Genomic DNA, 12,567 nt, shown 5'->3' on the forward strand with positions numbered 1-12,567 from the left:
GTGGATCGGAACTGTTTACGAGTTCCCCAGAAATCATGTATCATAAATGTATAGTTGGAAGGAGGTTACAATTGTGGCATTTGTGATATTAGACCCATGCCGCGGTGAAAAGTCAGGTGAATGTGTGACGGTTTGTCCCGTAGACTGTATTGAGGAAGGACCGGAACAATTTTACATAGATCCGGATGTTTGTATTGACTGTGCTGCGTGTAAATCGGTATGCCCGGTTGATGCTATCGTGGAAGAATATGATCTGGAACCGGAACAGGAAAAATATCTTGAAGAGGCTGAGGAATTTTTTGCGAACAAGTGACGTTTTCGGTAAAAAACCCTTGTACGTGTCGTTTGGGGACATGGTACAGGGGTTTTTTGTTACAGGAAAGGCCATGTTGTCGTTCTTGGGGCATAAACTGAGGGATTAATTTGCTAACTGATGCTTCAATTGGTTGATGTTCCGTTCGTTTTTTACTGTTTTCTCCCAGATATGATCCTGGTCTGCACGCAGTATTTTGAATTCATCCATAATTTCCCGGTGACGTTTGTCGCTTTCTGTGCTCATGGTGGTTTGTTGCTCCCTTATAGCAGCTTGCTCTTCTTTCGTGGCAGCCTGATCTTTCTTGATTTGCGCCAGATCTTCTTTTATGGCAGTCTGCTCATTTTTCATGACGGTTTGTTCTTCTTTCATGGCAGTCTGCTCATTTTTCATGGCGGTTTGTTCTTCTTTCATGGCAGTCTGCTCATTTTTCATGGCGGTTTGTTCTTCTTTCATGGCAGTCTGCTCGTTTTTCATGGCGGTTTGTTCTTCTTTCATGGCAGACTGCTCATTTTTCATGGCGGTTTGTTCTTCTTTCATGGCAGCCTGCTCATTTTTCATGACGGTTTGTTCTTCTTTCATGGCGGCCTGTACCTCTTTCATACCAGCTTGGCCTGTTTCCATATGGGTAATTTTCTCTTTCATTTCTGTCTGTTCAGTCCGCATGCTCCCAACCATTGCGATTAACTGGGAAAGCATGTCCTCCATGCGCTCTAGGCGTTGTTCATCCATTTGTTTCACCTCCTTTTCGCCTAGTATACCTTTTCTATTAATAGAATGCTATAGAATATCTATTCGTTTTCGGCTTTTTCCGCAATCTTGCTTTTAATCCAGCGTTCAGCGGTTGAATCTTCCACTTGATAGACTTTGCCGGCGCGAAGCAGGTCACCGTGGTACATCGTCTGGACATTCATTTTGATTTTGCGCATGCCAATGCTCCTTTGTATGATAATCACACCTATTATATCATACGATCACCTTGTTTTAAGCCTTCCCCTTTATTAAAAGAAAGGCCGCTTAGCCTAAGGCATCAGCGGCGGATCAGCTGCCATGCTTTTTCCGTATCGGTTGTCGGCTGGTGGCAGGCAAAGTTTTCACACACGTAAATGGTTGTATCGGTATCGATCTGTTTGTAATCAGCTGTGAATGGGGCTGCTTCAGCTAGTGCCTCCGGTTGATCACTGGCAAGGAGTGTCACATCAGGCAAAAATGCCTGCTGGAGCTCAGTTGTAAACGGGTCTTCGCCACCAATCACAACGACTTCTTTGGTCGGGTTTTCCATTAGAAGCAGGCTTTGAACAAAATGGATACCGGCTTCAGGAACGCGTTTAATCGCATCGTAAAAGGTATAGTACATGTCGTCGAGTTTATCAAGATAGGCTGTTTCGCCGGTGAGATAGCCCATTTTGGCGAGCATAACAGCCGCGACACCATTACCTGACGGAAGAGCGCCATCATAAACGTCTTTTTCCCGCGACAGGAGTTCTTCACTGTCATGACCATTGAAAAAGAAACCACCCTGGTCCGTATCCCAGAACAAATCAATCATGTCATTGGTCAAGCTGCGTGCCATTGTCAAGTAATGCAGCGAAAATGTTGCTTCATATAGTTCAGCGTAAGCCCATATTAAAAAGGCATAATCATCCAGGTATCCGTTATGTTTGACATTACCATCACGGTAGCGTGCCATGACGCGGCTGTCCTGCATGAGGTTTTCCTCAATAAACGTAGCTGTGGTCTTGGCAGCATCCGTGTAATCCGGTTCATTAAAAACTTTTCCGGCCTTGGCAAGTGCTGCCATCATCATGGCATTCCAGGACGTTAAGATTTTATCGTCCACATGCGGATAAATCCGTTCTTCACGTGCGGCAAGCAGTTGCTTTCGTGATGCATCCAGTTCCTGTTTCAGCTCAGTCAGTGTCATATGGTTGTCGCTTGCAGCCTGGTCCAAGTTTGTGGTCAGCAGATTCGGGATGTTTTTCCCTTCAAAGTTGCCCTCAGGAGAGATGTCATAAACCGATGCATATAAATCACCACGTTCGTCGCCGAGTACATTCATTATTTCATCATAATTCCAAATATAGTACTTACCCTCAACGCCTTCCGAGTCTGCGTCAATCGCCGAGTAGAATCCGCCTTCTGAACTGCGCATTTCGCGCATGACAAATTCGATAATTTGCTCGCTTATCGTTTTATAGAACGACTTTTTGGTGATCTGGTAACATTCGGTATAGGCCATCAGCAGCAGGGCATTATCGTAAAGCATTTTTTCAAAGTGCGGAACGAGCCATTCTTCATCAGTCGAATAGCGGGCAAATCCGAAGCCAACATGGTCATAGATCCCACCGTTAGCCATCTTTTTCAGGGTGCTTTCTGCCATTTCTAATGCAGCGGTCTCACCGGTGAAATGGTAGTATCTAAGCAAAAACAGCAGATTTTGTGGTGTGGGGAATTTTGGTGCGTCGCCAAACCCGCCATTTGTGATATCGTATCGCTTGCCGAGCTGCTGAAAGGCTTCATCGGCCATTTCTTTCGTCAGCCGATTCTCGCTCTTGGCCGTGACTGTCTTCTCCAGTGCATCGGTGACACTTTTGGTCACTTGCGCAATTTGCTCAGGATCTTCTTTATATTTTTGGTACAGTTGTGTGATGACTTCCATGAAACCAGGCATGCCGTATTTGCTTTCCCTTGGGAAATAAGTACCGGCATAAAACGGAACTTTTTCAGGCGTCATAAAGATGGAGAGCGGCCAGCCGCCGTGACCGGTCATCATCTGGCATACTTTCATATAAACGGAATCAATATCTGGACGTTCTTCACGGTCGACTTTAATGGCTATATAATGGTCATTTAAATAAGATGCGATGTCTTCATCTTCAAATGATTCATGCGCGAAGACATGACACCAATGGCAGGTGGAGTAGCCAATAGAAAGGAAAATCGGTTTGTCCTCCTGCTGTGCTTTTTCAAACGCCCCATCCCCCCACGGATACCAGTCAACCGGATTGTAAGCATGCTGCTGAAGATAGGGGGATTTTTCATCGATTAACCGATTCGGTTCATTTATATTTGATGTCATACGGTAACACCTTCTTTATTAGGGATTTGTATACAGTTTATCCAAAGCAATACGGAAATAACAAACAAAAGACCATTCTACTTGTACAATGATAAGGCATAACGATTGTATAATTGTATGATTCAGATCATAATTATAGTCAAAATCTATCAATTGAAAGGATAAGGATGAGATGGAGCTGAGACAACTTGAATATTTTATAGCGGTCAGCAAGGAACTGCATTTTTCAAGGGCTGCCGAAAAGTTAAATATCGCCCAGCCAACGTTGAGCCAGCAAATTAGAATTTTGGAAGATGAGGTGGGCATTCCGCTATTTGATCGTATCGGCAAAAAAACAGCCCTGACAGAAGCAGGCAAAATATTGCTGCATCACAGCAGGCGTGTGTTTTATGAAATCGAACAGGCCCAGGCTGCCCTAAGGGATTTAAATGGCCTGCAGACGGGAAAACTCACAATTGGCTCACTTATGACATGTGTCAGCTATCTGCTGCCGTCCGCCATATCAACATTTAAGCAGCTGTACCCGAATATTGGTTTATCGGTATATGGGTTAAGAACAGGTGATATTAAAACGGGTCTGCTTGAAAATGGCTTGGACCTTGGAATTTCATTCTTGCCGGTAGAAGATGCAGAATTGGCATCGATTCCATTATTTACGGAAGAGCTTTCATTGGCTGTTCCAGCAAATCATCCACTTGCAGGTGCAGAAGCGGTTGAAATGGAAACACTCGAGCATGTACCGGCCGTTTTGCTGCCTGAAAATTACTTTCTGAGACAGCTTATTGACTCGTATTGTGCTGAGATCGGGATGATACTAAGGCCGACCCTTGAAATGACGACGCTGGAATCATTGACCCAAATGGTTTCTGAAGGAATCGGTGTCACCATTCTGCCGGCGCCATATCTTGACACGTTAAGGAGTCCTAAAATTGCAAACGTCAAGCTGATTAACCCGACGATGGAAAGAAAGATTGGGTTCGTCTACAGAAAAGACAAATTTATGTGTACGGCAACACGAGCTTTTATTGATCAGGTGACGGAAACAAGTGGCCTATTAGTAAAATAAAAAAATGAGAGAGCATCATCATGATGCCTCTCATTTTGTGAATTAGCCGTTCTTCACGTCCTCCATACTTGCACCGTAATTGATGTGGTAGGGTTGTCCATCTAAAACTAATGCAGGAACGGATTTCACTCCGGCAGATTCCGCTTCACTGACACGTGAAGAATCATCGTTAAAGTCAACGATTTCCACATCCACCTTTGATTGGTCTAAAAATCCTAGCATATTTTTCTCTGCATCCTGACACACCGGACAGCCTGCATGATAAAAAGTTGCTTTACTCAACAGTATGACCTCCTTTAATAATGACTTATCTCTACCATAAAGCGTATAGGGAGCATTATCAATTAGTGATTTTCGATCGTTATGATAGGCTGTAGCTATGGAAAATAGATTAGCAGATTTTTAAAAGGCAGAAAGCCACCATGCCGTAATGGTTATTCTCGCATTGACAGGGATAAACATCTGGGAGGTTAGAGCTTTACTCCGTCCTTCACCATAAATGAAACACACGGAATCCGGTCTGAATTGACGGTATCGTCGGCTTCAAAAACATTAATCAGCTCATACTGCCGACTGCCCGATTTCAGAACGTATTGCTCGATTGTCTCGTTGTTGTAGTCCACGATCAAATACTCAGGAACGCCGAACAAGGCATAGCTTTCCTTTTTCATAATCCGATCCCGGTTTGCACTGTTAGGAGAGAGGATTTCAACCACTAAATCGGGTGGACCGACGATGGCATGTTCTTCAATAATATGTTCCCGGCTGCGATGAATCATCAAAATATCCGGCTGACGTGTTTCGATGTCGGATAGAATGACATCAATCGGCGAGTCGATGATGATATACTCGTTTTCACATGAATCGATTAAAGCTTTTTCCAGACGTTGACTGATCCGCTGGTGTGTTGTCGTTGGTGATGGTTTCAACTCAAGTATGCCATTAACAATTTCATATTGGTTGTTATCTTCCGGCAGTTGGTAATAATCATCGACAGTCCACCCTGGTTCGTTAATGACAGGCTTTTTAGGCCGCTTTTTTTCATACATGACATTCACTCCTTTCTATCTATTCTATTATCGCATTATTCGAAAAAAATTACCATGAAAGAACAGGAACTTAATTTTCCGGATCAGACTGTCACTTTGCGATTATTCGACAAATGCTATTACATTGGAGAACTACCCCATTAATTCCTAAAACCCATTTTAATATGAGCTGCTTTTGACCAAAAAATGAAATACAATTTTAAAATAACGCTTGTTTATTAACATAAAATTCTATATTGTGGATAGTAGTAAGGAACGTTTCGGGGAAAAGGATGATTTGAATATGAGTTATGTCATTGGGATCGATGGGGGCGGGACGAAAACAAAAGCTGTCATAGCGGATATGAACGGAAAGGTTATAGCTGCCAATTCGACCGGTTCAACAAATCCGAATATTGTTTCAAAACAAAAACTCAGACATACACTGGAAGCTTTATTTAATTCGCTAGAAAAGTCTTCAAACATACCCATGAAATATATTCAATTTGTTTTCGCAGGGGTTTCCGGTGCAGGTAATGAAACAAATAAAACGACCTTAAGAGATATCATGGCATCATGTCTTCCAGATGGGATACCGATTCGTATTGAAGCCGATACAGTCAATGCATTATATTCCGGCACATATGGTGACCCCGGCATTGTACAAATTTCCGGTACAGGATCGATTACGTATGGCGTTAATCGTCATTTAAAACATGAACGGGCTGGTGGATGGGGTTATTTATTCGGCGATGAAGGAAGCGGTTATGATATTGGCAGACAAGGCATCATTCACGCGCTAAAATCAGTTGATGGACGTGGTCCTGAAACGGTGCTGCTTCCGATGATCTATTCTCACTTTGAAGTGACCAATGCCCAATCACTGATACAGAAAATTTATACAGCCTCAGTCCCAAAAAATAAAATCTCACCAATTACTGAAATTGTCTTTGACGCTTATAAACGAGAGGACCCATCCGCAAAAATGATATTACAGCAGGCAGCAGAAGAGATGTGTCTAAGTATTGGCACATTATATGAAAAGCTCTTTGAACCGGGTGAAAAGACAGAGGTTGTTTTATGTGGTGGCGTATTCAATGAAACGAGCATATTACCGAAGCTGATAAAAACGGAATTACAAACTTATACTGCTATTAACGTTATGTTACCCAAGATGCCTCCTGTGGGTGGTTCAATTATAGGAGCCTATTTAATGCAGGATAGAGCTTTTGATAATACAGTGATTAACACTATCATCAAAACAATCTGAAGAAGAGGTGATACATTTGTCACATACAAAAGGCGGGCTCATTATTTTAAAGGAAATGGTTAATCGTCTACCACCTTCAGAGCGGAAAATCGCCGAGTATATTTTGAACAATCCTGAAGAATCGATTCTTTTAACAGCATTAAGTCTCGGGGAAAAGAGTGAAACAAGTAGCGCAGCAGTCATTCGTTTATGCAAATCGTTGGGATTCAGCGGATTTCAGGAGTTGAAAATCAGGGTTACCGGAGATCTCCAGGCAGAATCCAGTAACGAATACCGCGATATTGAACCGAACGAAGGTTACCGAAACATTATTGATAAAGTGACATCAAATACGATTCAAACATTAAAGGAAACGGTTGATATTATGAGTGAAAAGCAGCTGGAAAACGCAGTGACTGCTTTATCAAATGCTAAATCAATTATCTTCTTTGGGGTTGGTGCATCGTATATTGCTGCCAGTGATGCTGAGCAAAAGTTCATCCGGATCAATAAGAATGCATATTCATTTTCAGATGCACATATGGCTGCCACTTCAATCGCGAATAAGGGGCAGGGTGATGTAGTAGTCGGGATCTCTTTTTCAGGTAGTACGGAGGAAACGAGTAAGTTATTAAAGATAGCCAAACAAAAAGAAGTAACGACAATTAGTATTACGAAATATGGAAGCGCGCTTTTGAGTCAATTCTCTGATATTCAGCTGCATACATCTGCTGCTAAAGAGGCAACCTTTCGAAGTGGAGCTACATCTTCAAGAATTGCACAGCTGCATGTCATCGATATTTTATTCATGTGTCTGGCCTCGGTGGAGTATGATGAAACCATTCAATACTTGGATGAAACCCGGAAAGCGATCGCTTTATTAAATGTGGATTCATAAGGTTTTACTTTTTTTGCTTTGATTGAAATTATATTACGAGCTTTTAAAATATGATTGACAAATTAGTTCAATCGGCCTATAATAAAACTAATTGAAAGCGCTTTTTTATATAGCGTTAATACGGCATTAATGATGCATGGGATTGGTAACGACTGATGACCCATTAAAACTGGACCTCTCCCTAATAGTTTCATAGGCGTCAACGATTAGCCAGCTGAAATGGAAAAGCGTATTGTTATGAAGAAGGGTGTTCTTATGAAGCAGCAGGAAATCCGGATCTCATCACATAAAGCGGGTATGGATGAAGAAAGACTGAAGAACGCTTTCACTATTTTATCACGTGAAATAGAGGCGAAAAGGATTCCTGGAGCTGCAGCTGTTGTTGGCAAAAAAGACCTGATTGCCGGCAGTTTTGCAGGTGGAAGCATTATGATTGATGAAACTGTGAACACCCCGGTAAATCAAGATACGATCTTTGATTGCGCATCCTTAACGAAAGTGGTTATAACCCTGCCATTGGTTTTGCGGCTTATGGAACAAGGCTTAATCGAACTGGATGAACCTGTCTCTACTTATGTTCCTGCCTTTCATAAGGGAGCTAAATCGCACGTTACAATAAGACATTTGTTAACGCATACATCTGGTTTGAAACCGCATATCCGTAACGATTTTACAAACTGGAAGCCCGAGGAAGCTAAAGCATATATTTATTCACAGGAATTGGATCATTATCCCGGGAAATGGGTCGTGTATAGTGATCTAGGTTTTATTATATTAGGCGACATTATTGAGCGTATTTTAAACCAGCCATTGGATAAAGCTGCGGAAGCCTATATTTTGCATCCATTAGGAATGGTAGATACCTATTTTAATCCCCCTGACCATTTGAAAAGCCGAATCGCTGCTACAGAGTATCGCAGGGATCTTAAGCGCTATCAATGGGGAGAGGTTCATGATGAAAAAGCGTATGCTTTTGGAGGTATAAGCGGCCATGCCGGTCTATTCTCCACAGTTGGTGATTTAGCCCGATACGCACAAATGTGGCTCAATCAAGGTGAATTGGGAGATGCGTTAATTTTCTCACCTGTAACCGTTGAGAATTCGATTAGAAATTATACACTATTACTGAACGGAAACAGAGGTCTTGGGTGGGTTTTAAAAGGCGACACATTAGATGCATCCGGGGATCTTTTTTCCCAATACTCGTACGGTCACACCGGATTTACAGGAACAAGTTTATGGATAGACCCTGAAAAAGATTTGTTTGTTGTTTTATTGACGAACAGGGTTCACCTGGGGAGGGATCATTCTATTTTCAGGTTAAGAAGGGTGTTTCATAATGCTGTTATGGCAAGCGCCATCGATTAAGCCTCTGGGAGGAGAGATATACCAATCATGAGACTGGGAAATGAAAACTTATTCACTGAACCATATCATTCATTGTTACAGAATGCCCGGGTTGGAATGGTGACCAATTATACTGGCATAAATACATCGTTTGAAAGAACAATCGACCGATTAATTGAAAAGGGTGTAAACGTGAAAAAATTGTTTGCACCCGAGCACGGTTTTTACGGCGTTGGTAAAGCCGGAGAGTCTATGACAGACGAAGTGGACCGAAAAACTGGTATCGAAATCGTAAGCTTATATGGCCAAACGACGTATATGAATCCAAGTTTATTAGAAGGTATCGACGTTTTAATCCTCGAAATTCAGGACGTTGGTGTCAGGTTTTACACATATATTTCGACGATGTTCCGTGTAATGGAAGCTGCCGGACAGGCAGGTATCCCGCTTGTTATATTAGATCGTCCCAATCCGCTCGGTGGAACAGTAGTAGAAGGGTCGGGCGTTGAAAGTCGCTATCGTTCATTTGTCGGTGCATATGATTTGCCTATCCGGCATGGCATGACAATCGGTGAGCTTGCTGTTTTATATAAACATGAAAGGGATCTTAATGTGATCATTCACATTGTTAAGTTAGAGGGATGGAACAGAGACTGCCTTTTTTTAGATACAGATCTTAATTGGGTGCCGCCATCACCAAATATTCCCGATTTTAAAACGTCCCTTCTTTATCCTGGTACAGCGTTTATCGAAGGAACCAATATGTCGGAAGGAAGAGGGACCACGATGCCTTTTAGCTGGATTGGTGCGCCATGGATTAACGGTGAGAAGTGGGCTGATGTGTTGAATGAATTGGATCTCCCTGGTGTGATGTTCCGGCCGATTATGTTTAAACCTGCGCTCTCAAAATATCAGGGTGAGGTGATTGAAGGCGTTGAAGTCCATATAACGGATCACAAACGTTTTATTCCCACAACAACAGGCCTCCACATCATCAATCAAACATGGGCTTTGTATCCGGACCACTTTGAATGGATTGAGTCTGAAAGCAATCTTTTTATTGATTTGCTGTGGGGGAGTGCAAAATACCGTCATGATTTAACCAGGGGCCGGCCAGTTTCAGAAATCAGCGCGGAATGGGGGGCGTATGCGGCAGAATTCATTGAACGCAGAAAACCGTATTTACTCTATCCATAAAGGGGGTGGTGATGGTATAAACTAAGGGTTTTTCCGGTTTTGGCTCACAAAAATCATTCATTGGGGGAGAGTATAATGAACAGAAAAAAACTGCTTTTCGTGGCTTTTTTGGTCATGATTATGATGGTTGTATCCGCTTGCAGTGATTCTTCTGATACGTCAGAAGCTGAAGGAGATGAAGGCGGAGAAGGTGGAGAAGACGAAGAAATAACACTTGAATTCTGGACGATGCAATTACAGCCAACATTCACGGATTATATTGAAGGCATGATATCTGATTTCGAGGAAGAAAACCCAAACATAACGATTAATTGGCTGGATGTACCGGCAGCTGATCTGGAGCAGAAAATCCTGGCAGATGTAAGTGCTGATAACGCACCGGATGTTGTGAACTTAAATCCGGCATTTGGGGGCAGTCTGGCAGAGTTGGATGCGACAGTAAACATGGATGAGGCGGTTACAGATGAGGAAAGAGGCCGTTATCTCGATGGGGCCTGGGAAGCGAATCAATTGGAAGGGGAAACGTTTGGTGTTCCTTGGTATTTGGATACAGCCGTCACATTGAACAATGCTGAGATTTATGATGAAGCTGGATTAGATGTGGAACAGCCGCCGGAAACATATGAAGAAGCAAAAGAGTATGCCGAAACCATTAAAGAAGAAACCGGTAAATATGGTTACTTCCCATCGTTGGACCTTTCACTTCCATTACAGCATATGGAATTGATGGGTGTATCATTGATGAACGAAGATGGAACAGCCGCTTTTAATACAGAGGATGGCGTTGAAGTATTGGAATATTTCACTGAGTTGTATGAAAATGATTTGATTCCTGATGAGTCTTTAACAGGCGATCAGCGGGAAGGTACGAATTTTTATCAGTCAGGAGAAGTCGCATTTGGCGTTAACTTTTTCATAGCTGAGATTGAGGAAAATGCGCCCGAGATTTATGAAAACACTGTGCCTTCAACAGCGATTACAGGTGACTCCGGTAAGAAAAACATGACAGTACAAAATTTGGTTGTGCCTGAACAGAGTGAATACCAGGAAGCTGCAGTTGATTTTGCGCTATTCATTACAAACGCAGAAAATCAGGTTGAATTTGCTAAGCTGACGCCTATTTTGCCTTCTTCAAAAGAAGCGTTGGAAGACCCTTACTTTACAGAGCTGCCTGATGATGCAGATCCAATTGATCAGGTCAGAATTACCTCTGCAGAGCAATTGCCGGATGCGGAGCTGTTAGTTCCACCAATGGACAATTTCAATGATTTGCAAACAGTCATGCACGATGCATTTTCGCGCGCAATGATGGGTGAAATGACGCCTGAAGAGGCGCTGACACAGGCTGAAGAAGAATGGAACGCTATCGCAGCTGAATAGTGATCGTAAGGCAAAAGGATAAGGGGTGTTTACCCCTTTCCTTTCATTTGAAAAACAGTCATTATTTAACGTTTAAACGATTACCGGAGAAGAAGCGACATATATTGGATCTCCTGAAAATAGGAGGATATTGGATGAACAGACAGAAATTAACACCTTACTTGTTTTTAATCCCCGGTTCCATCATCCTGGGAGCATTTATTTTTTATCCTATGATACAGGCGATATGGTTAAGTCTTACTGAATATAACATGATTCAGGATGCTGAATTCATTGGTTTTGAAAATTATGAAGCCTTATTTAAGGATGATTTATTTTGGCAAACGCTGATGAACACGTTTATATATTTAATTGGTGTTGTGCCCGCTCTTGTTATTTTACCGATTTTTCTGGCTGTTTTGGTGAACCAGAAAATAAAGGGTATAGGTTTTTTCCGTTCTGCCTTCTTTGTGCCTGTTGTGACATCATTGGTTGTGGCAGGTATCGCATGGGACTGGGTGTATAAAGAACATGGCTTGTTGAATTATGCGTTGGAACTCGCAGGCATTATCAGTGAACCGGTTGGCTGGTTAACATCAACAAGCACAGCTTTACTGGCTGTGATGGTTGTGACAGTTTGGAAAGGTTTAGGATACTATATGATTATTTACCTGGCTGGTTTGCAGTCCATCCCTTCTGACCTTTATGAGGCAGCGAGAATTGATGGTGCAAACTGGTGGCAGCAAATAACACGTATAACAATCCCAATGTTAATGCCATTTATATTACTGGTTTCAATAATGTCATCAATCTCTGCGATGAAAGTCTTCGAGGAGATATACGTGATGACAGGTGGTGGCCCCCTCCACAGCTCCGAAACTCTGGTCTTTTTCATTTATAACGAGGCTTTCGCCAATCTGAATATGGGATATGCCAGTGCATCCGGAGTGATACTGTTCCTTTTGACTTTGGTCCTATCAATTATCAACATTAAGTTTATGGGTAAAAGTGGAAATCTTACGTGAGGAGGT

At 42.4% G+C, this 12,567-nt stretch carries 13 protein-coding genes; 8 read left to right on the plus strand and 5 right to left on the minus strand.

What is annotated here, in order from left to right; translation table 11 throughout:
* The first annotated feature begins 73 nt into the window (after positions 1 to 73).
* Positions 74 to 313, plus strand: coding sequence for an indolepyruvate ferredoxin oxidoreductase subunit alpha (locus ACFQ4A_RS10660; RefSeq protein WP_382400381.1), 240 nt, complete (start codon positions 74 to 76; stop codon positions 311 to 313).
* Between the two features lie 105 nt (positions 314 to 418).
* Here ACFQ4A_RS10660 and ACFQ4A_RS10665 read toward each other — a convergent pair whose 3' ends face one another.
* From ACFQ4A_RS10665 to ACFQ4A_RS10675, 3 genes are all read right to left on the minus strand, one after another.
* Positions 419 to 1,045, minus strand: a complete 627-nt coding sequence (locus ACFQ4A_RS10665; RefSeq protein ID WP_382400383.1) for a hypothetical protein — start codon at positions 1,043 to 1,045, stop codon at positions 419 to 421.
* Positions 1,046 to 1,104: 59 nt separating this feature from the next.
* The gene (locus ACFQ4A_RS10670) at positions 1,105 to 1,242 is read right to left on the minus strand and encodes a hypothetical protein (protein WP_382400385.1); all 138 of its coding nucleotides are present in this window, start codon (positions 1,240 to 1,242) and stop codon (positions 1,105 to 1,107) included.
* 101 nt (positions 1,243 to 1,343) lie between these two features.
* Complete coding sequence (locus ACFQ4A_RS10675) at positions 1,344 to 3,392, minus strand: thioredoxin domain-containing protein (protein ID WP_382400387.1); 2,049 nt, start codon at positions 3,390 to 3,392, stop codon at positions 1,344 to 1,346.
* A 172-nt stretch (positions 3,393 to 3,564) separates the two neighbouring features.
* Between ACFQ4A_RS10675 and ACFQ4A_RS10680 the strand changes: the two genes are divergently transcribed.
* Positions 3,565 to 4,458: a LysR family transcriptional regulator gene (locus tag ACFQ4A_RS10680; RefSeq protein ID WP_382400389.1), complete on the plus strand. Its 894-nt coding sequence runs from the start codon at positions 3,565 to 3,567 to the stop codon at positions 4,456 to 4,458.
* Positions 4,459 to 4,500: 42 nt separating this feature from the next.
* Here the strand turns inward: ACFQ4A_RS10680 and ACFQ4A_RS10685 are convergent, their stop codons facing one another.
* Together ACFQ4A_RS10685 and ACFQ4A_RS10690 are read right to left on the minus strand one after the other, a co-directional pair.
* A complete protein-coding gene (locus ACFQ4A_RS10685; RefSeq protein WP_382400391.1) occupies positions 4,501 to 4,740 on the minus strand; it encodes a thioredoxin family protein in 240 nt (79 codons plus the stop codon).
* A gap of 188 nt (positions 4,741 to 4,928) precedes the next feature.
* Complete coding sequence (locus ACFQ4A_RS10690; RefSeq protein ID WP_382400393.1) at positions 4,929 to 5,507, minus strand: Uma2 family endonuclease; 579 nt, start codon at positions 5,505 to 5,507, stop codon at positions 4,929 to 4,931.
* Between the two features lie 283 nt (positions 5,508 to 5,790).
* Between ACFQ4A_RS10690 and ACFQ4A_RS10695 the strand changes: the two genes are divergently transcribed.
* The 6 genes from ACFQ4A_RS10695 (at position 5,791) to ACFQ4A_RS10720 (ending at position 12,561) form a co-directional block, all read left to right on the plus strand.
* Positions 5,791 to 6,756: an N-acetylglucosamine kinase gene (locus ACFQ4A_RS10695; protein WP_382400395.1), complete on the plus strand. Its 966-nt coding sequence runs from the start codon at positions 5,791 to 5,793 to the stop codon at positions 6,754 to 6,756.
* A gap of 16 nt (positions 6,757 to 6,772) precedes the next feature.
* On the plus strand, positions 6,773 to 7,633 hold the full coding sequence (locus ACFQ4A_RS10700) for a MurR/RpiR family transcriptional regulator (protein ID WP_382400397.1): 861 nt from the start codon (positions 6,773 to 6,775) through the stop codon (positions 7,631 to 7,633).
* Positions 7,634 to 7,888: 255 nt separating this feature from the next.
* Positions 7,889 to 9,001 (plus strand): serine hydrolase domain-containing protein, encoded by a 1,113-nt coding sequence (locus ACFQ4A_RS10705; protein ID WP_382400399.1) that lies wholly within the window; start codon positions 7,889 to 7,891, stop codon positions 8,999 to 9,001.
* A 27-nt stretch (positions 9,002 to 9,028) separates the two neighbouring features.
* Positions 9,029 to 10,177 carry an exo-beta-N-acetylmuramidase NamZ family protein gene (locus ACFQ4A_RS10710; RefSeq protein WP_382400401.1) on the plus strand — a complete coding sequence of 383 codons (1,149 nt, stop codon included), beginning with the start codon at positions 9,029 to 9,031 and terminating at the stop codon, positions 10,175 to 10,177.
* 75 nt (positions 10,178 to 10,252) lie between these two features.
* A complete protein-coding gene (locus tag ACFQ4A_RS10715) occupies positions 10,253 to 11,557 on the plus strand; it encodes an ABC transporter substrate-binding protein (RefSeq protein ID WP_382400403.1) in 1,305 nt (434 codons plus the stop codon).
* Between the two features lie 134 nt (positions 11,558 to 11,691).
* On the plus strand, positions 11,692 to 12,561 hold the full coding sequence (locus ACFQ4A_RS10720; protein WP_382400405.1) for a carbohydrate ABC transporter permease: 870 nt from the start codon (positions 11,692 to 11,694) through the stop codon (positions 12,559 to 12,561).
* Positions 12,562 to 12,567: the final 6 nt, after the last annotated feature.

It is taken from the genome of Lentibacillus salinarum, assembly GCF_042679865.1.
In the GTDB taxonomy this organism is placed as follows: Bacteria; Bacillota; Bacilli; order Bacillales; family Amphibacillaceae; genus Lentibacillus; species Lentibacillus salinarum.